This window comes from Terrabacter sp. Ter38, assembly GCF_024519435.1.
GTDB lineage: Bacteria > Actinomycetota > Actinomycetes > Actinomycetales > Dermatophilaceae > Terrabacter.
Genome location: NZ_JALJRZ010000001.1, coordinates 326,211 through 349,489, shown reverse-complemented (window position 1 = coordinate 349,489; position 23,279 = coordinate 326,211). Strand labels below are relative to the sequence as shown.

General features: G+C 68.7%; 20 protein-coding genes and 1 other RNA gene. 12 read left to right on the top strand and 9 right to left on the bottom strand.

Going from position 1 to position 23,279, the window contains the following annotated elements; translation table 11 throughout:
- The first annotated feature begins 28 nt into the window (after positions 1-28).
- Positions 29-1,828 carry a PP2C family protein-serine/threonine phosphatase gene (locus tag NR112_RS01595; protein ID WP_256792235.1) on the top strand — a complete coding sequence of 600 codons (1,800 nt, stop codon included), beginning with the start codon at positions 29-31 and terminating at the stop codon, positions 1,826-1,828.
- A gap of 92 nt (positions 1,829-1,920) precedes the next feature.
- An RNA gene (gene rnpB, locus NR112_RS01590) (RNase P RNA component class A) lies at positions 1,921-2,316 on the top strand.
- 3 nt (positions 2,317-2,319) lie between these two features.
- Here rnpB and NR112_RS01585 read toward each other — a convergent pair.
- Positions 2,320-2,877, bottom strand: a complete 558-nt coding sequence (locus NR112_RS01585) for a tyrosine-type recombinase/integrase (RefSeq protein WP_256792234.1) — start codon at positions 2,875-2,877, stop codon at positions 2,320-2,322.
- 507 nt (positions 2,878-3,384) lie between these two features.
- Here NR112_RS01585 and NR112_RS01580 point away from each other — a divergent pair.
- Both NR112_RS01580 and NR112_RS01575 read left to right on the top strand, forming a co-directional pair.
- Positions 3,385-4,248: an alpha/beta fold hydrolase gene (locus NR112_RS01580; protein WP_256792233.1), complete on the top strand. Its 864-nt coding sequence runs from the start codon at positions 3,385-3,387 to the stop codon at positions 4,246-4,248.
- Positions 4,249-4,387: 139 nt separating this feature from the next.
- Complete coding sequence (locus NR112_RS01575) at positions 4,388-5,317, top strand: LLM class flavin-dependent oxidoreductase (protein WP_256792232.1); 930 nt, start codon at positions 4,388-4,390, stop codon at positions 5,315-5,317.
- A gap of 143 nt (positions 5,318-5,460) precedes the next feature.
- Here the strand turns inward: NR112_RS01575 and NR112_RS01570 are convergent, their stop codons facing one another.
- Complete coding sequence (locus NR112_RS01570) at positions 5,461-6,168, bottom strand: CPBP family intramembrane glutamic endopeptidase (protein WP_256792231.1); 708 nt, start codon at positions 6,166-6,168, stop codon at positions 5,461-5,463.
- Positions 6,169-6,612: 444 nt separating this feature from the next.
- Between NR112_RS01570 and NR112_RS01565 the strand changes: the two genes are divergently transcribed.
- Positions 6,613-7,044 carry a hypothetical protein gene (locus NR112_RS01565; RefSeq protein ID WP_256792230.1) on the top strand — a complete coding sequence of 144 codons (432 nt, stop codon included), beginning with the start codon at positions 6,613-6,615 and terminating at the stop codon, positions 7,042-7,044.
- Between the two features lie 210 nt (positions 7,045-7,254).
- Here NR112_RS01565 and NR112_RS01560 read toward each other — a convergent pair whose 3' ends face one another.
- Positions 7,255-7,713 carry a MarR family winged helix-turn-helix transcriptional regulator gene (locus NR112_RS01560; protein ID WP_256792229.1) on the bottom strand — a complete coding sequence of 153 codons (459 nt, stop codon included), beginning with the start codon at positions 7,711-7,713 and terminating at the stop codon, positions 7,255-7,257.
- A gap of 62 nt (positions 7,714-7,775) precedes the next feature.
- Between NR112_RS01560 and NR112_RS01555 the strand changes: the two genes are divergently transcribed.
- Complete coding sequence (locus tag NR112_RS01555; RefSeq protein ID WP_256792228.1) at positions 7,776-8,144, top strand: VOC family protein; 369 nt, start codon at positions 7,776-7,778, stop codon at positions 8,142-8,144.
- A gap of 559 nt (positions 8,145-8,703) precedes the next feature.
- Here NR112_RS01555 and NR112_RS01550 read toward each other — a convergent pair.
- Genes NR112_RS01550 through NR112_RS01540 form a run of 3 tightly spaced genes read right to left on the bottom strand, consistent with a single transcriptional unit; the run spans position 8,704 to position 11,751 of the window.
- The gene (locus NR112_RS01550) at positions 8,704-9,591 is read right to left on the bottom strand and encodes an ABC transporter permease (RefSeq protein ID WP_256792227.1); all 888 of its coding nucleotides are present in this window, start codon (positions 9,589-9,591) and stop codon (positions 8,704-8,706) included.
- Complete coding sequence (locus tag NR112_RS01545) at positions 9,578-10,549, bottom strand: ABC transporter ATP-binding protein (protein WP_256792226.1); 972 nt, start codon at positions 10,547-10,549, stop codon at positions 9,578-9,580. The genes NR112_RS01550 and NR112_RS01545 overlap by 14 nt, the downstream gene beginning before the upstream one ends.
- A complete protein-coding gene (locus NR112_RS01540) occupies positions 10,546-11,751 on the bottom strand; it encodes a hypothetical protein (RefSeq protein ID WP_256792225.1) in 1,206 nt (401 codons plus the stop codon). The genes NR112_RS01545 and NR112_RS01540 overlap by 4 nt, the downstream gene beginning before the upstream one ends.
- A gap of 94 nt (positions 11,752-11,845) precedes the next feature.
- On the opposite strand from NR112_RS01540, the gene NR112_RS01535 reads away from it, so the two are divergent.
- The 5 genes from NR112_RS01535 to NR112_RS01515 all read left to right on the top strand — a co-directional run bounded on the left by NR112_RS01535 (position 11,846) and on the right by NR112_RS01515 (position 16,663).
- Positions 11,846-12,496 (top strand): response regulator transcription factor, encoded by a 651-nt coding sequence (locus NR112_RS01535; protein WP_256792224.1) that lies wholly within the window; start codon positions 11,846-11,848, stop codon positions 12,494-12,496.
- On the top strand, positions 12,493-13,890 hold the full coding sequence (locus NR112_RS01530) for a HAMP domain-containing sensor histidine kinase (RefSeq protein WP_256792223.1): 1,398 nt from the start codon (positions 12,493-12,495) through the stop codon (positions 13,888-13,890). Before NR112_RS01535 ends, NR112_RS01530 begins: the two co-directional genes overlap by 4 nt.
- A gap of 89 nt (positions 13,891-13,979) precedes the next feature.
- Positions 13,980-15,002 (top strand): aldo/keto reductase, encoded by a 1,023-nt coding sequence (locus NR112_RS01525; RefSeq protein WP_256792222.1) that lies wholly within the window; start codon positions 13,980-13,982, stop codon positions 15,000-15,002.
- A gap of 357 nt (positions 15,003-15,359) precedes the next feature.
- On the top strand, positions 15,360-15,692 hold the full coding sequence (locus NR112_RS01520; protein WP_256792221.1) for a hypothetical protein: 333 nt from the start codon (positions 15,360-15,362) through the stop codon (positions 15,690-15,692).
- A 173-nt stretch (positions 15,693-15,865) separates the two neighbouring features.
- Entirely contained in the window at positions 15,866-16,663 is a 798-nt protein-coding gene (locus tag NR112_RS01515) for a hypothetical protein (RefSeq protein WP_256792220.1), read from the top strand.
- A 252-nt stretch (positions 16,664-16,915) separates the two neighbouring features.
- Here the strand turns inward: NR112_RS01515 and NR112_RS01510 are convergent, their stop codons facing one another.
- From NR112_RS01510 to NR112_RS01500, 3 genes are all read right to left on the bottom strand, one after another.
- A complete protein-coding gene (locus NR112_RS01510) occupies positions 16,916-17,926 on the bottom strand; it encodes a chloride channel protein (protein WP_256792219.1) in 1,011 nt (336 codons plus the stop codon).
- 131 nt (positions 17,927-18,057) lie between these two features.
- Entirely contained in the window at positions 18,058-19,584 is a 1,527-nt protein-coding gene (locus tag NR112_RS01505; RefSeq protein WP_256792218.1) for a CYTH and CHAD domain-containing protein, read from the bottom strand.
- Positions 19,585-19,763: 179 nt separating this feature from the next.
- Positions 19,764-20,990, bottom strand: coding sequence for a twin-arginine translocation signal domain-containing protein (locus NR112_RS01500; protein WP_256792217.1), 1,227 nt, complete (start codon positions 20,988-20,990; stop codon positions 19,764-19,766).
- Positions 20,991-22,839: 1,849 nt separating this feature from the next.
- Here NR112_RS01500 and NR112_RS01495 point away from each other — a divergent pair.
- Positions 22,840-23,199, top strand: a complete 360-nt coding sequence (locus tag NR112_RS01495) for a hypothetical protein (RefSeq protein WP_256792216.1) — start codon at positions 22,840-22,842, stop codon at positions 23,197-23,199.
- Positions 23,200-23,279: the final 80 nt, after the last annotated feature.

Here is a 23,279-nt window from a genome sequence, read left to right as displayed (position 1 = left end):
CAAGCCCTTCGACTGTCAGGATGGCCCCATGAACGCGCCATGGCAGAGCCCGGCGGCGAGCCGTGCGTCGGTCGCCCCGAGGCTGGCGGCGTTGGCAGGCATTGCGGCCCAGGTCGCGGCGGCCACGACGCTGGAGGAGCTCACCGAGACCATCACCGAGCGCGCGTCGACGGTCATGGGCGCCTCGCGGGCCGTGCTGGCGGTCCAGGACGGCCCGACCCGTCTGCGCACCATCGCCACCCACGGCCTCACCCAGTCCGAGGCACGGCAGTGGGCCAGCCTCGAGCTCGATGCCCGGTCGCCGCTCACCGACGCCGTCCGGACCACCCAGATCGTGTCGGTCACCGGTCGGGCCGAGCTCCTCGAGCGCTACCCGGACCTCGACGACGACACGGAGCGATCGTCGGTGACGCTGCCGCTCATCTCCCGAGCCGACGGCTCGGCCATCGGGGCGGTGGGTTTCCGCTTCGACGGGCTCGCCGGACCGATCGACCCGGATCTGGTGTGGGTGCTGGGGGTGCTCGCGGACATGTGCGCGCAGACGGTGCTCCGCCTGCGGGCCGAGGAGCAGATCGCGACCCGGGCGGCCCAGCTGGAGTTCCTGGCCGATGCGTCGCAGGCGCTCGCGACCACCCTCGACTACAGACAGACGCTGCGCCAGGTCGCCTCGCTCGCCGTGCCGACGCACGCCGACTGGTGCTCGGTCCAGATGGTCGACGACGGTGTCCTGCGGACGCTCGCCGTCGCGCACGTCGATCCCGACAAGGTGCAGCTCGCCAAGGAGCTCGAGACCCGATGGCCCCCCGACCCCGAGCGGCCCGGCGGGGCGGCCCAGGTCGCGCGCACCGGAAAGAGCCTGCTCGTCGACACCGTCACCGACGAGATGCTCGTCGCCGCGGCCCGCGACGAGGAGCACCTCAGGGTGGCGCGAGAGCTCGGACTGCGAAGCGCCATGACGGTGCCGCTCATGGCCAAGGACCGGATGCTCGGGGTGCTGACCTTCGTCGCGGCCGAGTCCGGGCGCCGCTACACGCGCGATGACGTCGCTTTCGCAGAGGACCTCGCCCGGCGGGCCGGCCTGGCCATCGACAACGCCGACCTCTACTCCCAGACCCGCCGTGTCGCGTCGGTGCTCCAGGCGACGCTGCTGCCCCAGGACCTTCCCGAGATCCCCGGCTGGCAGATCGGGACGGTCTACCGACAGGCGGGCCGCACCGACGTGGGTGGTGACTACTACGACGTCAGCGGGCTCGACGGCGGTCGTGTCACGGTGGTCCTCGGTGACGTCATGGGTCGAGGAGTCGACGCGGCTGTCGCGGGCTCACGGATGCGTTCTGCTGCAAGGGTGCTGGCGACCCAGGACCCGGAGCCCGCGGCGCTCGCCGGCGCGATGGACCGCTTCATGGCGACCGAGCCGCCGACCCAGATGGCGTCCTCGGTCTACCTGCTCTTCGAGCCGGAGCGAGACGACCTCGCCGTCGTCGTCGCCGGGCACCCGCCGCCGCTGCTCGTCCAGGGCGGTCGCACCCGGTTCGTCAGCGAGGACGGCTCGCCGGTCCACGGCCTCGGTGAGGTCCCCCGAGCCTCGGCCCGGGTGCCCTTCGCCGTCGGGGACCTGCTCCTGCTCTACACCGACGGCCTCGTCGAGCGCCGCGGAGAGAGCATCGACATCGGGCTCAAGCGCCTGCAGGCTGCCGCCGATGAGCTCCTCACCGGCGTCAATGACGACACCGACCTCGACGAGGTCCTCGACGGGCTGACCGAGGCGGTCTCCGACCCCGACCGGCACGACGACGTCGCCGTCCTGGCGTTCCGCCGGGTCGTCTGAGCGGACGCCCGGTTTTCGTCCGTGCCGGGGGAGTGGCTCGCCGGTGGGCGCGGGCGCAGCGGACGGCATACGCCCCTATGCTGGTGCGCGGATGAGTCGGCCAGACGGTCGCGTCAGGGCCTCGGCCCTGCCGAGGAACGTCCGGGCTCCACAGGGCAGGGTGGTGGCCAACAGCCACCCGGGGTGACCCGCGGGACAGTGCCACAGAGAACAGACCGCCGGCCGCTTCGGCAGCCGGTAAGGGTGAAACGGTGGTGTAAGAGACCACCAGCGCTCCAGGTGACTGGAGCGGCTCGGTAAACCCCACCCGGAGCAAGTCCAGACAGCGTATGCACGGCGCCCTCGGGCGCCGAGGAGACCGGCCCGGTCGAGTGCGCGGGTAGGACGCTCGAGCCGACCAGCAATGGTCGGCCTAGATGGATGGCCGTCGCCACGTCACCGGTAACGGGGACGCGGAACAGAACCCGGCGTATCGGCCGACTCATCCACTTTCAGGCCTCTGAACTGCGGTGATGTGTTTGGTCACCCCCGTTGGTCCGCACTGAGTCCGCAAAATCTCGGAGGACTCCGTCGACGGCGCCCTGGACGGTCTTGACGGACTCGCCATGACGGACGAGCAGTGAGGCGTAGTAGTGCCTCAGCTCGTGGAAGCCGATGGCTGGGATGCCGGCCTGCTTGAGGGCTCGGTTCCACTCGGTCCAGAAGGCTGACCGACGCAGCGGGGCGCCGACGTTGTTCGTGAAGACGAGGGCGGTCGCGGGGTAGGCCTCGAGGTGCGCCTGGAGCGCGTCTGCGACGACGCCCGGTAGCGGACGACGCGGAGGCTGGCCTGGGACTTGGGTGGCCGAAGAAAGCTCGCGGCCGTTGAAGTTGATGAGCTGGCGGTCGACGAGGACGTTGCGCCGCTCGAGATCGAGGCGGTCGACGGTGAGGCCGAAGATCTCGCCCTGTTGAAGTCCGGTGCCGGCGGCGAGGATCACGAGCGCCTGATGCCTCCGGGGCATGTGCGCAACGATCGCGGCGAGCTGGTCCTCGGTGATCGGCAGCACCGGAATACCAGGTGTGACTGCCTGAAGGGAGTACCGACAGACTGCCAACGGCGCCCATGGCGGTGAGCGTCCAGAACGGAGCCATGTCGTACGCCAACTCTCCCCAAGCCGGCTGCGTATCGACTCAGCATGCGGCGTCTTCGATCCCGAACCTCGATGCGGCGCTGCTGTGGCTCGACAGCGTCAAAGCCCGGCGACCGCGTACGCGTAGCGACACGAAGGGCACACGCATCGATTACGCGAACTCACGGCAATCTCCTGATGTGCTTCCTGCTCTTCCCGACCGCCGCGCGGGACGTCATGGCCTGGTAGGTGCAAGAAAAGCCTCAGGAGCTGCTCGATCTGTTGGTGCCTCTTCTTCAGCAGTCCTGCCTCGCCCGATGGGGGACTGCGGCTTGAGCGCCACGACGCGGCAGAACGACGCAGGGGGGTCGGCGCTCAGGTCCCGCTTCGGAGCTTGTCGAGTCGCCACCTGTGTTGCGTTCCAGGCGGTGGCATGCTCGGGCTGTGAAGACGCAGGTGGTGTCGACGTCACTCGGTCCTGTGGAAGTGTCCTTGGCCGGTCCCGTCGGCGGAGCCGTCGTGCTCGCTTTTCCCGGTGGACACTCCTCGGCGGCCACCCCGCTCGGTTCAGACCTTTACACCAACCTGGGGTTTCGGGTCTTGGCCTTCTCCCGGCCTGGCTATGGCCGCACCCGCGTGGGTCCGCTGATGGCGGCCGAGTTCGTCTCTGCTGTGGCGGAGGTCTGCGACGGGCTTGGGATCAGCGAAGCCGCCGCAACCGTGGGAATCAGCTTCGGGGGACTCCAGGCGGTGCACGTCGCTGTCGCGCTGGGGCACCTGGCGCCTCGGCTGGTACTGCACAGCTGCGCTCCGTCGACGTTGCCCTACCCCGACAGCAGGCTGGAGGCGGCGGCGGGCCCGCTGGGATTCTCTCCGGGGACGCAACGACTCACCTGGCGGGCCATCCGCGCGATGACGTCGTCGGACAGGGGTCTGCGTCTGATGATGTCGACGTTGTCGACGCTACCGGTCGACGCGTGGTGGCACACGTGGACGCCTGCGGACCGAGCCTCCGCTCGGGCGACCTTCGCGGCCATGGGTTCCGGATCGGGGTTTGTCACGGACCTTCGCCAAGGCGTCGCAGACCGGGCGTGCTATCGCCGCGCGGTTCTGCGGTCGGTTCCCTGCCCAACCCTCGTGACGGCGTCCCCACATGATCGTGGCGTGACTTTCGAACACGCCAAGGACTTCGTGCACACGGTACCCAGGACCCACCTCTTCGACACCAACGCGCCCAGTCACTTCTACTGGGTGGGCCCCGACCGGCTGGCTCTATCCAACGCCATCCACGACTTCGTCGTCGATTAGCCAAACGGACCCGTTGCGGCGAAGTGGGTCATGTGTCATCGCCCTTGACGTGATGCAGCCGCACAAATGCTCGCTGGAGTCGTGCGCGTGAACCGGCGGCTCTGTCAGAGTTACTGCAGGTGAGCGAGCAGGAGCGGCTGTGGTGCGGCGGAGCGATCTGGGGGTCCACCTTCCGGCGACGATCGACCGAGCGGCCCTCGCCGCAGCGATCCGGCGTCTTGAGGACGAGCAGTATCACAGCGTGTGGTTCACCGAGACCGACCTGGTCCGCGACCCGATCGTGCACGCCGCCGCGGCATCGGTGTTGAGCAAGTCGCTTGTCGTCGGCGTCGGCCTGGTCAATGTCTGGAGGCAGCTGCCCGCGTCTCTGGCGACCACCGTGGCAAACGTTTCTGCCTTGGCGGCCGGCCGCCATTGGGTCGTTCTCGGACCGTGGCACGAGCCGGCGGCGACCTACGCGGGCGTGCGACGGCATCACTTGATCGATGCCATGCGGGACACGACGATCATCGTCCGCGGCCTGCTGCGTGGTGAGACCGTGACGCATGCGGGACGCGTGTACGCGGTTGACGACCTGGCCATGCCCGGCCGAACCGGCGTGGCTGAGGTGCCACTGCTATGGGGGGCCAACGGTCCGCGGATGGTCGCTGCCGCAGCCGAGCTCGCGGCCACAGGCCTGATTGACGGCGTAATGATCAACTACCTGACCCCTGTTGAGCGAGTCCGCGAGATCATTGAGCTCGTGACGTCAGCGGCCACCGCAGCGGGTCGCGAACCCGGCACGCTGAAGTTCCCCATCGCCCTGATCGTGCTGGCCGATGATGACCAACACCGAGCCGTCGAGCAGATGCGCTCACTCATCGAGAGCACTGCCGTGCTTCGCGCCGAGATGCATCTGTCGCCTGAGGCCGCCGTAACGTATGACCTCGTGGAGGCGAGGGTCGCAGCTGGGTCGGCCACACAATGCAGTGCTCGGATCCAGAAGTACCTCGACGCCGGCGCGTGGCCGATCGCGCTCTACAACCGCGAGCCTCAAACACTGATGGATCGGCTTTCCGAGTCGCTGTGATGCTGTGACCCACCCAAGGAACATCCTCAAGGACGCGAGCAGGAGTCCGGCCTCCGTCAGACTGGCATCCGCCATGGGTCGACTGGCGGCGGAAGGGGCAGGGTTGTCTAGCCGCTTGGTCGGCCAAGGGGTGAATCATGCGGTCAATGAAGAACGAGCGCGAGTGACGCCGCCACGATGAGCACCGACTGCAGACTGTGCACGATGATGGCCAGCCAGGCGCTGGTGTACCGGCGGGCGGGATAGGCCAGCGCCAGACTGTCCAACAGGATCTTGGGGATGGCCCACGGCATGTGCAGGTGATAAGCCGCGAACAGGACCCCGTTTGCCAGCCAGTCGGCGCGGCCGAAGACGCCGTGCATCCTGGGCAGCAGGAGCCCGCGGAAGAGCAGCTCCTCTCCGAGAATCGTGTTGAAGACGGCCATCACAACGATCGCCGCGAACCACGGCCAGTTCCCCGACAGGAAGTCGTGCCCCTCCGAGGACCGGAGGAGAACCCCGAGGTCTCGATCGGCCGGGACCGGCAGCGAGGGGAGGAGCTGTTCGATGCCGACGACGAGCATCGCCGGGACCAGCACCCACCACAGCCGTCCGCCAATGCGGCCGGTGCGCGGGCTATGTGGCGGACGCAACCACAGTGCGTCCTTGACGGCGCCCCAGTGAAGGGGACCGATCTCGCGTCGCAGCAGAACCAGGACCACGACGCCTTGCCACATCAGGCCCACCGTCAGACATGCCAGCAGTGCTTTCGGCCAAGCGGCAGGACCACTCAGCCGATCCGCCAACGCCGGGGTGACCAGCCAAGCCAGCACCGCCATCGGCAGTGCCGCCAACGCCCACACGCCCAGCACCTGGCGCAGGCTGTACTGAGGTGGCGCGGCCCTCGCTGCTGACGGGGACCTGCCCTCAGACGGGACGGCCATGCGCTTCAACGTTCGGTCGACATCGTGCATGTTCCGCAGAATGCGCCCCGCGGCCACCGCTCCACATCCGGCATGACCCTGACGTCGATCCCGAACCAACCCTGAGCTGCCACCCAGTCGGCCGTAAACCCCGAGCTCCCCGGACTCGGGGTTCATCCGGCCTTCGCGCGAGGGGCGCACACTACCCAGATGTGGGCCCGGTCCCGCCACCTTGACCGACTTCGCTGCAGCCAGCGCTATCTCTTGGGCCCACCGCGGCGGTCGAGTGGCGGCGGTGGGCCTCGCCGTCGGCACTCGCTGCTTCGCCTGCCGTTGAGAGACAGGGGCCCGGCACGTTGGTGCGCGCACCAGCACCCCGAGCGCGCTGTCGCCTTGTACAACCGATTTGCTTGGGTCTACATCGGGCTCACCGCCGTTGTCGCTGCCGTCTCCATCATCCTGTTGGTCGAGTTCGCGTGGGTTGACGACGTCAGCGATGACAAGACCAAGCAGATGCTCGCGGCGCTCACGGCCGCATTGACCACTTTCATCGGTTCGATCTTGGTAACCACCGACGAGACGGACGCGACGATCGGCTCGCTGGTGGAAGAGAAGTTCATCGCCGCCTTCAGCCAAGCAGAGAGCGACGAGATCCCTGCTGGCCACAGGTACGCGGTGAGGGCGAATGACACCCGCTGGTACCTGGAGATGGGCAGCCTCGGTATCCGCGCGGCCAACGAGGAATACGCCCACGCCACGGGTTGGGGACGGGCGGCGCGAAGGAGACGTGCGGAGGACATCGAGGCTTACCTTCGTCCCGAATGATGTACGGGCCCGGCGTCGGTCCCCGTACCTTTCCGGCGCCCGGACGCCGCGGTTAGACGCACCCACTGGGGCATGTGCGGACGGGTCACAACGGGCTCGTCGCACCAGTGGGTGTGGTCGTGGCTGTCGGCTTTCGAGGTGTCCGGCACGGATCTTCGCGCTCGGCTGTACTTCTATCCGGACGCGACGAGACGTGCTCCGGGACGCGGGCTAGGCACCGTCGTCGCCACCACGCAGGGAGAGGGTCATGCTCCGCAGGAGCCGGAACGCGTCCGACTGCTCGGTCTCGGTCATGCCAGCCAACATCCTGATCTCGACGGACCGGACCGCTACGGTCGCCGTCTCGAGGCTCGCTCGGCCGCGTGGCGTGAGCCGCGTGGGAAGAACTCTCCCGACGGGCGCCTCCGCAGGTCTGGTCACGTAGCCCTCTCGTTCCAGGGCCTGGAGCAGCACGTTCATCGACTGCCGGGTCACGAACGCGCCCCGCGCGAGCTCGGAGTTCGACAAGCCCGGTCGTTGAGCCAGCAGTTCGAGGCAGGAGTAGTGCGTCACGCTCATCCCGAGCGGTCGCAGAACCTCCTCCATGGCTGCGCGGAGGGCGCTCGACGCCTCCTTCAGCAGGTAGCCGAGTGACGTCTCCAGGTCGACGCCGACACCCTCTTGACTCATGTCAGCATTCTGACATAGATTGCGGCGTGTCAGCAAACTGACACTAGACGAGGAGCAACATCATGCCCGCCACCGGCCCCGACTTCATCTCGCTCCAAGCTCGCGACCTCGACGTTTCGCAGGCCTTCTACGAGCAGTACCTCGGCCTCGTCCGCTCGCAGGCCGGACCTCCGCACGCCGTCGTCTTCGAGACGAAGCCGATCGCTTTCGCACTCCGAGACGTGGTTCCCGGCACCGATCTCGCATCCGTGGCTCAGCCCGGCATCGGTGCAGCGATCTGGCTCCACGCCACAGACGTCCAGACCATCCACGATGCTCTCGTCGCCGACGGTCACACCATCGTGTCCGCACCGATCGACGGCCCCTTCGGTCGGACATTCACCTTCGCCGACCCCGACGGCTACCAGGTCACTCTTCACGACCGCGCCTGAGAGGCCAATGCCGCCCGACGATCTCAGCGGACCCGCCGCCATGACGGTGGCCGGATCGCGGCGAAAGGACACACCCAAGGAGATGCTTTGCTGCCCGGGTGGGGCCCGGCGAGCGCGCCGGTGCGTCTGCTCAAGTCCCAAGGCGTCAGCGCTGGCGGCGCACTGGGTGGTCTTCGTGCGGGTCGCTTGGTCGTCCCCCTCGCTGCCGCCGAGAAGGGTTTGCGGTGTGGATTGGAAAGAGCAGTCCGAGTGATGCCGCCTCGACGGGCACGCCGACGGCCGCGCGGAGGGTCCGGGCGCGCATGGTGCCATGTGAGGGCATCGGCCACGACGATTCCTTCGGCGTACTGTCCCGGCCGTCAGTACGGGACACGCGTGCGGCGGGGAACGTCGTGACAGAGGCAGACAGATGACCGGCAAGCCCACCCGATGCGGCCGGACACGGCAGCTTGCAAGGCTCGGGTCTGCTCCGGGGCGCCACGAGCGCCAGACGCAGCACGGCGCGGTCAGCAGTCCGGGCGGTTCGCTCAATGGGCCTGGAACGGATGAGGGGGCGGAGTCAGCTCGTGATGTCCTTGCCTGCGAACCGTGCCCAGGCGAGCAACCAGAACACGACGACATAGGCCAAGTCCACCCGGAGGCCTTGGGCGATGTTGTCCCAGAAGGGTGGGTCGCGGAGCAGGTCTCCGAACGCCATCCACTGGTCGACGAGGAGCCACGGGTGCAGCCACGAGATCTGTGGCACCGAGTCCGCGATCCAGGAGAGGATGGTGAAGATCATGAGCGCGACGGTGGCGGCGAGCGGTTGCTCGGTGAGCGTCGAGATGAACAGCCCCACGGCGCCGAGGGCGGCCAACCCCACAGCGATGTAGAGGCTGACGAGCACGACCCGCCAGACTGCCGAGCCGAATGAGATCTCGGTGCCGGAGAGCGTCAGCATCGGTCCGGTGCCGAAGAGGGCGATCCCGGCGATCGCGCCGGCGAGGACCACCACGGCGACCCCCCACACAGCGCCGATCAGGAGAGAGACGTACTTCGTGACGAGCAGCCGGGTCCGCCCCACCGGCACGGTCAGCAGGTAGCGGAGCGTCCCGAGGTTCGCCTCACCGGCCACCGCGTCACCGGCGAGCATCGCGATGGCGAGGGGGAGGAATAGTCCCAGCTCGACGCTGAGCGCGGCGATCGGCACGAACAGCCCGTTCGAGGTGATCGAGGAGAGGAAGTCGGGCCCGCGACCTTCGCGTGGCGACGAGATCCGCACCGCGACCGCGATGAACACCGGCACCGCGGCGAGGACGAGCAGTCCCATCTGGTTGCGTCGGCGGCCGGCGATCAGCCTCAGCTCCGATCGCAGCAGGCGGGTGGAGAGCCGCCGCGACAGGGGCACCCCGTCGCTGCCCGCAACCCGCTGGGGACCGTCGGTGAGGACCGACTCAGCCGCTGACATCGAAACCCTCCCCGGTGAGCGCGACGAACAGGTCCTCGAGGCTGGGACTGGTCACGGTGAACTCCTTGACGCCGACGCCGCCCTCGACGAGCGCCGCGACGATCTCCTCCGGCGCGACACCGATGGGCGTCCCGCGGACCCCGCCGGGCACCGCCTCGACACCGCCCAGCCCGAGCTCGGTCATGATCCGCACGGCCGCAGTGGGCTGCTCCGTGAGGACCCGGGCCGTTGGCTCCGAACCTCCGCGGACCTCGGTGGTGGAGCCTTGGGCGACGAGTCGACCGTCACTCATGACGCCGAGGTGAGTGCACATCTGCTCCACCTCCGACAGCAGGTGGCTCGACACGAAGACCGTCGTCCCGTCCGACGCCAACGACGCGACGAGGTGGCGAACCTCGCGAGTTCCTTGCGGGTCAAGGCCGTTCGTCGGCTCGTCGAGCACCAGCAGCTCCCGGGGCATGAGCAGTGCGGCGGCGATGGCGAGCCGCTGGCGCATCCCCAAGGAGTATGCGCGGTAACGCTTGCCCGCGGTCGCCAAGAGGCCCACCCGGTCGAGGGCGGCGTCGATCCGTTGCCTCGAGGTACGCGGGTCTGCGGTCAGGTCGGCTGCGTCGAGCCGCTGCAGGTTGGCCCGGCCTGACAGGTAGGGATGGAAGGCGGGACCCTCAACGAGGGATCCGACCCGGGGCAGCACGACTTGGGCCCCCTGTGGAATCGGCTGCCCGAGGAGGCTGCTGGTGCCGGCGGACGGTCGCACGAGACCGAGCAGCATCCGTATCGTCGTCGTCTTGCCCGAGCCGTTCGGCCCGAGGAAGCCATACACCGAGCCCCGCGGCACGACGAGGTCGAGGTCGTCCACTGCGGCCCGCGCGCCGAATCGCTTCGTCAGACCCCGGGTCGCGATCGCGAGATCGCCCCCGGGGACTGACGTCTGCAGGTGGTCGAGTCGATGGGTCACTTCGCTGCCAGGGCGCTGTACAGCTGGGTCGGCGGGACAGCTCCGATGGCGACCCGGCCGTCGTTCGTCAGGACGAGCGAGAACAGGGTGCCTTGGAGGACGTGCCCGCTGCCCCAGGCACCCGACGTGGTTGGAAGGGCCTTGAGGATGCCGCCCAGCTGGGCCGCGCTGTCGGCCGCGGACCCCCCCGCGCCGCCGTTCTGCGGGCTCGGGAGGGTGTACGGGGCCACAACGACCGTGCTCCACCCGGATCCGACGATCGTGGGCGCTCCCTGCACCTTGGCCGACGGGTCGGCCGACGTCTTGACCGGCGCGGGGTCGGCGCTGGCGCCAGCCTTGGGCGTGGTCAGGTCGCCGGACTCGGTGACCGTGGTACCGGCCGGCGGTGTGAACGCGAACTGCCGAGCGTCGGGCTGCGCGAAGTCCACGGCCGTGAAGGCGACCTCGAACGCAGGGTTCGCCAGCTTCGTAGAGAAGACCTGCACGCGCAGAGGGACGTGTTCCTGGCTGTCGATGGCGATCCGGACCGACCCGACGAGGGTGGTCTTGTCGTTCGGGGTGAGCACTAGTTCGTACGCGGACCGGCCCGCGACCGAGGCCGTACCCGAGGTGGTCACCGTGGTGTCCTTGCCCATCAGACCCAGGACCGCGCGGGCCGCCTCGTCCGGCGTGCGGGGAGCGCCGGACGGCAGCGTGCTCGGGACTCCGCTCGGCAGCCCGCTCGGCAGGCGCTTGTCGGCCGAGCCGGCACGCACCTGGTCGGCGCTCAGCTTGTGGTGCACCGCCGTCTTGTCCGCGCTGGACCATAGCCAGACGTCCATGCCGTTGTGGATGACGTCGGACTCGCCGTTGCTGCCGATCAGGGCGAGCCGCTGACGTGTGGGACCGCCGAGCCAGACCCGCCAGGTGTGCGTGCCGGAGATGAGTGAGGTCAGGGAGCTGCTCGCCAAACCGGGTCGTCCCGAGCTGCCCAGGCCGGGGATCTCGGGCAGGCCCAGGTCCGAGGTCTGTACGACGGTCCCGGAGAGGCTCGAGACGTTCGCCGAGCGGACGTCGGCAAGCAGCTGGGCCGCGGTGCGTGCCTGTAGTCCGCTGTCGGCGTTCGCCGTCTGGGTGACGGTCAGGGCCGTGGCGCCGATGACTCCGATCGCCGCGACGGGGAGCATCCAGCGGGCCTTGGGGTGGTCGATGAAGAAGCTCATGTCCCCATCGTGCGCCCCGCTTGCTTAGAGCCGCCTGAGACCCTGCCGCAGCGAGGAGCCGCGCCCCGCCGTCACCCCGTGGCATCGTGGCAGTGTGCGCGTGCTGCTGGTGGAGGACGAGGCCCGAATGGCTGCTGCGATCGTGCGCGGGCTGACGGCTGAGGGGTTCGTCGTCAATCACGTCGGGGATGGTCAGGCGGGGCTCGAGGCCGCACGCTTCGGCGCCTACGACGTCGTCGTCCTCGACATCATGCTGCCGCGTGTGTCCGGCTACACGGTCGTCAAAACGCTTCGGGCCGAGCAGAACTGGGTGCCGGTGCTGCTCCTGACGGCGAAGGACGGGGAGTACGACGAGGCCGACGGACTCGACTACGGCGCGGACGACTACCTGACCAAGCCGTTCTCCTTCGTCGTCCTCGTGGCTCGGCTCCGGGCCCTGCTCCGCCGCGACCCCGCGCCGCGTCCAGCGGTCCTCAAGGCCGCCGGGGTGATGCTCGACCCGGCGGCCCACCGCGTGGAGGTCGACGGCTCGGAGGTGGCGCTCGCCCCCCGAGAGTTCGTCCTGCTCGAGCACCTCCTTCGCGCCCATCCCGCGGCCGTCCCGAAGGAGGACCTCCTCGAAAAGGTCTGGGGGGACCTCGACGATGCCAACGTGGTCGAGGTCTACATCGCCTACCTGCGTCGCAAGCTGGGCAGGACGCGAATCGAGACCGTTCGCGGAGTCGGCTACCGGATGGCGTCGTGACCGACCACCCACGCCGGCGGTCCGTGCGAAACAGGTTCGCCCGGCTGAGCATCCGGGCCCGGCTGCTGCTCATCGGCCTCGCAGGACTCGCCGGTGCGCTCCTCATCGGTGGCCTCCTGCTCTACGCCGTCCTCACAGCCTCGCTCGGTCGCTCCATCGAGGGCACGGCCCGGGCCAGCGCCCAACAGGTGGCCCTGCTCGTCGACTCGGGCCGTATGCCCGACCCGGTCCCGGTCTCCGGCTCCCAGGTCGTCCAGGTCCTCGAGGCGCAAGGACGAGTGGTCACCGGGTCGGTGGCTGCCGACCGGCTGACCTCCCTCGTCACACCGGACGAGCTGCGCCGCGCCCTCGCGGGGGAGCAGGTGATCGTGCCGGGCAGCCGTTCCGGACTTTCGGGCCGGCTGCAGGTCGTGGCGGTCCCGGCGGGAGCAGCCGTGCCGAGGGGCCGCGAGTACTCGGTGGTCGCAGCGGCGCCCACCGGGGACGTCGAGCAGAGCGCCAGGACGCTTCGCGCGCTGCTGCTGTGGATCTTCCCGCTGCTGCTCGCCGTCCTGGCAGTCATCGCGTGGCGCGTGATCGGAGCGGCCCTCGCTCCGGTCGAGGCGCTCCGACAGGGTGCCGAGCGCATTGACGAGTCGTCATCGGAGGGCGAGCGCCTGCCCGTGCCACCTACCCGCGACGAGGTCAGCGCCCTGGCGACGACCCTCAATGCGATGCTCGACCGGATCACGGCCGCTCGGCGCAAGCAGCGCGCCTTCATCGCGGACGCGGCCCACGAGCTGCGCAGCCCGCTCGCCAGTCTGCGCACCCAGCTCGAGGTGGCAGAGCGCCTCGGCGAGGGCGGGGACCTGCCGGCGGAGCTGCTCGCTGAGGTGGACCGTTTGACCGTGCTCGTGGACGACCTTCTCATCTTGGCGCGTGCCGATGACGCCGCGGCGACACGCACGTCCTCCGCGGTCGATGTCACCGCACTGCTCTCGGACGTCGCCGGCCGCTACGCCAGCGCCCGCGTACCGGTGCACACCGCGCCTGGCCTCGCCGGACGCCGACTGCAGACGAGAGCACCGAGGGGCGAACTGACCCGAGCCCTGACGAACCTCGTCGACAACGCGGTCCGACACGCCCGCACCGCCGTCGTCCTCGACGCCACCGCGGTGGGCCACCAAGTCGAAGTCACCGTCACCGACGACGGCCACGGCATCTCCGTCGAGGACCGCGACGGGGTCTTCGACCGCTTCACGAGGCTCGACGAGGCCCGGGACAGGGACAGCGGAGGCAGCGGACTTGGCCTGCCGATCACCCAGGCGCTGCTGCGGCGCAGCGGAGGCGACGTGAGACTCGAGGACGCCGCCCCGGGCCTGCGAGTCGTGGTCCGCCTGCCCACGGACCACTGATCCTGCTTGGCGCACAAGTGTTCCGCATGACGCCAAGCTGGCACGCAACCAAACCTGGGCTCAGGCTCATCCGGCATACGGTGGCACTCATGCGATACACCACTCTTGGCACCAGCGGCACCATCGTCTCCACCCAGTGCCTCGGCACGATGACCTTCGGTGCGGAGGCCGATGAGGAGGCTTCCGGGTCCATCCTCGACGCCTTCGCGGAGGCTGGAGGCACTTTCCTCGACACGGCGGACGTCTACAGCAAGGGCGTCTCCGAGGAGATCACCGGCCGGTGGCTTAGGTCCCACCCCGAGGACGCGGCCCGGATGGTCGTGGCGACGAAGGGCCGCTTCCCGATGGGCGAGGGTCACAACGACGTCGGTCTCTCACGACGCCACCTCCGGCAGGCGCTCGACGCGTCGCTGACCCGGCTCGGGGTCGAGCACATCGACCTGTACCAGATGCACGCGTGGGACGCCGTCACGCCGCTCGAGGAGACGCTGCGCTTCCTCGACGACGCCGTTGCAGCGGGCAAGATCGGCTACTACGGCTTCTCCAACTACCTCGGCTACCAGGTCACCAAGGCAGTGCACACGGCCCGTGAGCACGGCTGGACGCCGCCGGTGACGTTGCAGCCGCAGTACAACCTCCTCGTTCGCGACATCGAGCACGAGGTCGTGCCGGCCTGTCTCGATGGCGGACTCGGCCTCCTGCCCTGGTCGCCCCTCGCGGGCGGGTGGCTCACCGGCAAGTACCAGCGCAACACCACCCCGACCGGAGCCTCGCGCCTCGGCGAGGACCCGGAGCGCGGTATGGAGGCCTACGGGCCCCGCAACTCGGACGAGCGCACTTGGGCGGTCATCGACGCCGTGGCTGAGGTCGCGAAGGAGCAGGGCGTCACCTCCGCAGCGGTGGCCCTCGCCTGGGTCGCGGCGCAGCCGGCGGTCACGTCGGTGATCCTCGGTGCCCGCACCGTCGAGCAGCTCACCGACAACCTCGCCGCCGCCGACCTCGATCTGGCGGCAGACCAGCTTTCCCACCTCAGCGCGGTCAGCAGCCCGCGCATGGACGACTACCCCTACGGCGCCGCCGGTATCGCCCAGCGCCACCGCGTCATCGGGTGAGCGCCCGCGGCGAGCGGCCGCGTCCTCACTCGGGCGATCGCAGCCAAACTGGGATCGCGCCCGGCGGACCTGGTGGCCACGATGGTGTGCACTCCCCATGCAGATCGGGCAGTTGTTCGATGGCTCAGGTGCTGCACCTGGGGCACCCGCCGGTCTCGGGACGGCGGGAGGAGCCGTGCCGTCCCGGTGGTGGCCGAGCCGTGTGCACAGGATTATGCGACTCAGGGGTAGGGTCCTGCGCCCGTGGCGACGGGCCGGGCGGCTGCCCGCAAGCCAGTGCAGACGGCGGTGGTGGGTACCTGCTCGCAGGAGCTTGCTCACCGGATCGGTACCCGGTAGACGGCGACGTTGTTGCCGGTGCTGTACCAGGCGTACGGCGGGATGGGGTCTACTTGGGATGAGGTCGAGCTCGTCGATTTCGACGGGGTTCTCGCCGTCGATGCCGGTGTCGCTGGTCCAGAACGCCACCTGACCTGTTCGCGGGTCGAGCAGCCATCGGTGGTCGTAGCCCGTCTGATCCGCGAGTGCGGTTGCGATCTCGACGACGTCGACGTCGCTCAGTTCGAGCATTCACTCAGGCTATTAACCGAGCTGGAGGTCCTGAAGTGCCGTGTGCGCCGCGTCGCGGCCACGGCCAGTTCGCGGCGGTGGGAGGCACCTCTGAGCTTGAACGAGGGGATTGTGCCCTGAGAGTGCCGCTGGATGCGGCAGAACGAGGCGCCATGTTCCCGCTTCTGTGGCGCGTGGAACACGGACTCACCGGCTGGCAAGGGGCGGACCGAGAACCAGATCCTCCTTTTGCTCAACACCGGACGCGAAGCGCTCTGACGCCGACAATCGACTGAAGGAAAGGATTGTCGGAGATGACAGCGCACGCGAGGGAGGTCGCGCCTCAGGCCGCGGCGTCGCACTGGCTGGCCAGGACGGTGGCTGCCATCACCGCTCTACTCTGGTCAGTCCCATTCTTCGGGCTCGTCGACCTTCTGGTCGTCCCCCTTCAGGATGCGGGCTTCAGCGCGCACTACGTGGTGGAGACCTCGTGGGGGCTTCTGTACACCGCTCTCGTGGCTTGGCCTCTCATGATGTTCGCGGTGCGTGCCCGATGGTGGATCTTTCTCCACATCGCCGGCGCGTCGGGCTGCGCCGTCCTCATCGTCGGATTGGTCGGACGTATCCCCGGGCAGGCTGTCGCGGGAGGCTTGGTCGTCCTCTCGGCCACAGGCCCGCTCGTGATGTCCATGCGCACTCTGTGGCCCGCCGCGCGACCCAGGCTTCGGGCCTGTCCCGCGCTACCCCTCGTCTTGGCGATGGTCGCCGGGATCGGGAGCGTCGGTCATGCGGCGGCGGTCGTGGCGGCCATCCGGTCGGACGCGGTGGACGACAACACGTGGGGGCTGATGCACCTCCCCATGCAGGCGGCGTTCGGGTTCGCGGTCGCTGCAGCGGCATTCATTGCTGTGGTCGCGAGAGCGGTCGGGGCGAGAGGCTCTCGACTCAGTGTGCTTCCGGCCTCGGTCTCGGCCATCTGGTTCGGATCCGTGTGTGCGCTCTACCCCGACCTGGCCGGAAGCTTGGGGGTGTTCGGAGGCATCGTGTTGATTGCGTGGGGCCTAGCCTTCGCAGCGACGGCCCTGCTTGGCCGCGCATCGCCGGCCATGTGAGGAGAGGCGGCGATAACGGGAGGCCAGTCCAGGCGGCGTCCTCCGGAAAGGCCCAGTCCACCGGGCCCAGTCGCATGCAGGCATGGTGGCCCAGCAACCTCTATTCCCAGCTCCAGTCAATAGGCTCGTTCACCGCCGAAGCCGCTTCCGAGAGACGCCGCAAGCTTGCTGCGGGCGGGCGGCTGGCGGCACGTGCGCGGTGCAGCGCGGCGGCCGCGATCGCCTGGCCGGGTCTCTGAAGGTCTGGTGTGGTCAGGTCTCGTGCGCTTCGGCGGCATTCACCTTGAACGCCGAGACCGCTCGTTGGGTGAGCTGGTCGTAGATCGGCGCGGACCGCAACGCGGTGGCGGTCAGCATCGCGATCGCGCAGGCGCCGAGCATCGGCGCCAGCTGGGTCGTCGATCCCGTCAGTTCGGTGGCCAGCACGATGCCGGTGACGGGCGCGCGCACCGTCGCGGTGAAGAATGCCGCCATCCCGATGAGCGCCAGCGCCGCGGGGTCCGGGGTCTGGTGGGGCGCCACCAGCTGGCCGACCAGCCCGACGAGCAGCCCGAGGTGCGAGCCGAGGACGAGCATCGGCGCGAAGAGACCCCCGGGCGTGCAGGCAGCGTACGAGAGCACACCGAGCCCGAAGCGGAGCACGAGCAAGCCCGTCACCCCAGCGACGGTGCCCGCGCCCAACAGGGCCTGCTGGGAGAGGTTGTCTCCACCGCCGACCACCGTCGGGGCGATCCAGCCGATCGCTCCGACGATTGCCCCGATGAGTGCGGCACGCGCCACCACTGGCCACCGGCTCGTGTCGACGACCCGCAGGCTCTTCATCACGGCTGCGTTGTAGGGGACGCCGAGCAAGCCGCAGAACACGCCGACGGCGACCACCAGAGGGGCCTGCCTCAAGGAGGGGTCGGCCAGGGGAGGTACGTGGAAGTTGGATGCGGTGGAGTGGTGCAGAAGCAGATGAGCGCTGGCGAAGCCCGCCCCAGAGGCCACCAGGGTGGCAAGGGTTGTCCGTGGGTCGAACCGCCTGACCAGCTCTTCCAGGACGAAGACGCCGCCGGCGATCGGTGCGTTGAACGCGGTCGCGAGGCCGGCTGCGGCGCCGGCTGCGACGAGGAGCCGCACGTCTGAACGACTACGGCGCAGCATGCTGCCCGGTATGAGCGAATGGATGCTCGCGCCTCGCTGATGGAGCTCTCTCCCGTCACGGGGGGACGAAGACGCCCATGCGTCCCGCGGGGCGGAAGCCGTTCCGGTAGTCCCCACGTGTTGGCGGCGGCGGTCAGCCCTGTTGTTGGCGTAGCAGTCTCAGACGACGTGGCTCGTGGTTGCACCTGAATGCGGCACAGATGTGGCGGATGAGACGTGTATCGAGTTGGGCCGTCGACGGGTCCCTGCTACGCGGTCCAGCGCGGGATCTGCTTGTGGCTGAACCTGTTCCAGACCGTCTCGAACTCGGCCTCGGCACGTTCGGCGCGAACCTGCTCCAGAGCGTGGAGCCGACCAAAGGTGAAGCTGTTGTCCCCGGCCAGGTGCGCCTGCACTCCCAGCTCGCGCAGACGACCGCGCGCATTGACCGAGTCCTGGTGCGCGCCGAGCACCTTCTGCGCCCGCTTGGCGGACGTCGCGAGTGAACGAGCCCGCTTGCCCAGCGGGGGTGCTGCGACCTCGGCGGCGTAGCGCAGGCGCTTGGCCTTCTTCCGGGTCTCGTGGAACGCCACGTCGCGGTGGGCGGCGTCCGGGGCTGCCTCGATCGCTCGCACCGCGCGACGAAGCCGCTTCACGTCACGGGCGAGCAGACGCGGCATCAAGGTGCGGGCCGACGTGTCCGCGTGCTGTCGCAGCGGTGGGCTGGCGACGAGAGTGTCGAGGGCGTCGAGCAGGCGCCGATAGCGTTCACTGTCGAGTGCTTCGCGGGCCCCCACGAGCCCGGTCTGGTGATCAGCGCGCAGTTGGTCGTCGATGCGCGTCACGGCAGAGCCGATGATCAGCTCATCCGGCTCCGACGAGGCCAGGGCGAGCAGGTGCTCACGTAGCACCTGCGCGTCCCGCGCCGGCGCGAGCGACTGGCCGAGCCAGCGCAGCTCCTCCTGAACGGGATCGGTGAGGGTTCGATCGAGGATCGGTCGGAAGGTGCTGAGCGCGGACCGCAACCGCCGGGCGGCGATCCGTAGGCGGTGCACCGACTCGGGTTGGCCGGCCCGCACCCCGGCGTCGTGCTCGTTCAGCCGAGCAGTCTGTTCGGTCAGGTGCGCAGACAGCAGTTGGCCGGCGCTGCCCCTGGCAAGCTGCTTCTTCGATGGCCGCACCTCGATGACTGGGATCTCGCCCACGACGCGACCCAGCTTCGACCCGGCGCTCGCAGGGGCGGCGCCCGCGGCGAGCAGGACCGCGGTGACGGCGTCAAGCACTGAGGCAGGGCCTACATCGAGCTCGACCTCCCATTCCCTCCAGGTCTGGTCCGGCTCGTCGTCGCCGAGCAGCTGACCGAGCACCGAGTCGTCGCAGACGCGGGCGAGGACTGCTCCCTCGGCATCACGCAGGGCGTACTCACGCCGCGTCGTGTTCACGATGACGATCGGCGCGAGCGGTCGATCCCGGACGATGGCACGCACCCGTGTCCGTAGTGGGTCAGGGACGTCACCTCCTGCAGGGCCGAGTTGCTCGCGAACCTCGGTCCTGGTGTCTGGGCCAGCGGGCAGCTTTAGATGCCATCCGTCGTCCGGGCCACCGGTGCGGCGCCGTAACGTGATGTGGTTGCGGGCGAGGTCGTAGTCCGGGGTGTCGAAGTAGACGGCCTCGAGCTGGAACTCGCTGGGTTGGTCGACCGAGACCACCCCCTCAGCGGAGGTGAGGTTCGGCAAGACGGTTCGTGTTTCGACGTCGAACTTTCGCTCTGTCTCGTCATGGTGCGAAGCGGCCATGTCACGATCTTGGCGCATTCTCGGTTGCCTTGGGGAGGCTGGCGCTGGCCCTGCTCGGAGACCATTCACCGGACAGTCCCTGTCTGTCGAGGACGCCGGCGCGGATTGCTTCGTGATCCACGGAGGAAAGCGCAGGGGGCTACACGGAGCGACCGGGGTGTCCGGCGACGCGATCTGGGCTAGCCCATCGAGCCGTCGAGGACGATGGCTCTACCGCCGACCGTGGACAGGATGGGCTCTGTGGGCCAGTTCTCGTCGTTGGCGACCGTGGCGCCCATGATGATGAGACGACCTCCGCTCTGATGGATGGCCGGGACGTTGGCCGGGGTGTCGCCCCGGAAGAAGCTGGGGCCGATGAAGTTCCACTGGCCGTCGGTCATGTGGACGTAACCGCCTTCGGCCGGGTCGGGGTTGGCCATGGCCTGGCCGATGCGGGGACCGTGGAAGGTGCCGTTGCCTCCTTCGAGCCGGATGACGGTGCCGGGGGCGCGCAGGTTTGTGCCGTTGTAGCCCTCGTACACCCCGCCGAAGAAGTTGAGGCCGCCGTGGCTGGAGCCGGTGACCTTGATGCCGCGCCAGCCGTTCAGGGCGGTGCAGTACACGTAGCCGATGTCGGTCTTGGACAGTGACGACAGGATGATCTGGTAGTCGTTGTCGGCGTACGTGCCGGTCTGCACCGGGGATTGTGAGGTGCCGATGTTGACGTAGCCACCCATCCACAGGCTGTTGTCCGAGCCGCCGATCGTGAACTGGGTGTCCCAGAGGTTGTTGGCCGTCCAGTGGCCCGACAGCACGACCTGGGTGAAGGCGCACACCCGGTCCTTGCGGCCGAAGACGGAACGCATGAAGTCGAAGGAAAGGGCCTGGAACTGGCAGGCGTAGAGGGTGCCGGCCGTCACGGGCACGTCCATGAACTGCTGACGGGACGAGCCCTGGTCGCCCTGGACGCCGAAGTCGGCCATGTAGACGTCGAACAGGTTTCCGGCCCCGTTCCACCAGGAACTGGTGCCTGAGCCTATGCCGTTGCCGAGGAAGCAGCGGGAGGGGACGTGGGCGGTGTCGTTGATCTCCAGGTTCCGAGGACCGGCGGGGGTGCCCACCAGCTTCAGCCCCGAGTAGAGCTGGCGGGGCTGGTTGAAGTTGTAGGCCCGAGGCAACAGGCGCAACGCTGGTTGACCGGGAGTGGACTGCTGCCACTGCATGGCCGCCGTCAACTTCTCGTCGTCGGTCTGACCGTGGAACTCGTCGAGGAACCGGGTTCGGTCAACGTCGCCAGCGCCCCGCCCTCCGGGGATCGGCGGCCGGGCGGCTTGGGCCACGTTGGGGGCGACACCGGCAACGCCGACCGCGGCCACCGCTGCGGCGGCACCGGTCAAGACGTTGCGACGGGTGGTGGGAAGGTCCATGGTTTCCTCTTTCTGGTGGTCTCGGCACTGACGAGCTGGTCGGCGCGTAGCTGGGTACAGCGGTGGCGATGCAGGGGCGAGAACGCCGGCCCGCTCGCAGGGCACCTCCTCCGTTGACCACGGTCACTTCCATGGTGGTCCGACCTCCCCGCTTTCGCTAGGAAACACCCCTTTTGGCCATGTCTCTTTTCGTCGCGTTCGCCAGCTGTGAGGTCGACCAGGAGCTCCCTCCGTTCGATCCGTCATCGCCCGCGCCGACGTCCCCGCCGAACTCGCCTGCCCCGAGGTAGCCGAAGAACCCGCTCTCCCGTGGCCAGACGCCGGACCCGCCCTCGACGACGACGGCCTGCCCGCAGCGACGACAGGTCAGCAGCACAGTGTCGTCGGGACGGTCTTCACGCTCCCGGCGGTCCGCCGACGGCGGAGCGCACCCTCCCGCCCGCCGACTGCAGACCTGCCCAGGTTGGGGCGCTGCGGCCCCCAAGAGCCACGATGACGCCCAACCGCCCGCAGGGGTGCGCCGCTGTCGTGAATGGTCCCGGAGGGCCACCAAGGCCGTGCAGGACGGATGCGACAGTTCCGAACCGACCGCTCCTGCCGCTCGATCCCATTCTGCCGCAAGAGGATTCGCTATGGCACGTGTACCATGTGGCATGGGGACACCACGTCCACCCGCGGACTGGAAACCCCCTGGGAAGAGTTCACGAGGGCTTCGAGCCGCGGCAGTCCATCGTCGTCGTGGCCCTGCACGACAAGACGATCGGTCCGGTCCAGCCGGATGGACCTCCCCGACCCTGAACGCGTCGAGGAGAACGCCGAGGCCCTCTTGGGAGGCGGTCCCGTGGTGCGCTGGCCACGGCAAGCCTCAAGCGCTCGGAGCAAGGGGGACTGTGACGGTGACGCTGACAGTGACAGTGACGGTGGCATGGTGGCGGGCTTGTTGCCCTTGCCGACCAGGTCCAGGACGCGGTGTCCGCGGAGGGTGTCGGCGTAGTCCCGATCCGCACGGCGGCGGCTTCTGAGGCGCGCAGGGCGTTGATGCCGAGCAGGTAGGCGAGCGCGCCGTGGTGCACGGTGATGGTCTGGGCGACATGGAGGAAACGGATCAGCTCGAGGCGGTCGAGTCCTTGGGTGCGCGACTCGTCGCAGTGGATCTTGAGTAGCCGCGCATAGACGGCTGGGTCGGCGGTGATGAGGCCATCGATGTGGGGCGAAGCGGACGTAGCCGCGGACGGCGGCTCCGCTCGCCGAGGTGACGGATGTAGAGCTCGATGTGTGCTCGTTGGATTCCGAGGAGCGGGTCGAGTCCGCTGATCTCGCACAGGCGAACCACTCCCGCAGCTGGAACGCGCAGAGGGAGTTGGGTGCGCCCGACGTAGCGCGCCAGAAAGGACACGGCGGCGAGTTGGGCCCTCGACATGGTCGCGGGCTGGAACGGTAGAAGGGTGGACGGGCCGGACATGAAGTCACCTCGCGCGGCGATGCTTCACTGACCCACACCCTGCCCGCTGCCGGCGGCCAGGGGGTGGACCTGTCGAGGCTAGCCACGTGCCAACGTTTCGGCCCGGTCTGCAGGCGGCGGAGAGACGCGCCCGGCATCGACGGTGGATGAGCGGGCTGCGTCATTTCGAGGGAATCTGGAGACGGCTTGGGGAGGGATTCGACCTGGCTCCGCACAATCTGTGCGCGCTGGTAGACGGTCGCGCTGGGCTTGGTCAGGAGCGCGTCACGCGGGCTTTCCTCATCCGTTTCGCGGGCTAACACGGAGGTCGTGGCTAGAGGACTCCAGCACTCTCTTGTTGTGGCTCACATCCCGTGAGTGGAAGTCCAAAGAGAAAGAGCTGAAGCCATGACTTCACCTGTATCAACCAAGAAGCTTCGCCGCGCCACGGCCGCCCTCGGTGCCGCGCTTGCTGTGATGATCGCCAGCGAGGGCGCAGCATCCGCCACGCAGAGCGACGTGCTGTATGTCGGCCAGACGAAGGACTACGCCACGTGGTTCTTTGGCCGCACGCAGGTTTGCCTGACGAACACCGGTTCTTCGGGCGAGGGCAAATTTCAGTGGTGGTCCGGAACTAGCACGGGAAACGTCGAGGGCATCCGGCCGGGCTCCACGTACTGCATGACGAAGAGTTTCGCCGGCATCCGCATCGGGATGCACAACTGGGGATACTCCCCACTCAAGGTCACGTTCCCCATCGGTCCGTGAGAGATGCCGGGGAGTCGGTGTCCTTGCCGACACGGCAATGCGCATGACCAGACCGGCGGTCGAGTCCCACCTGATCGACC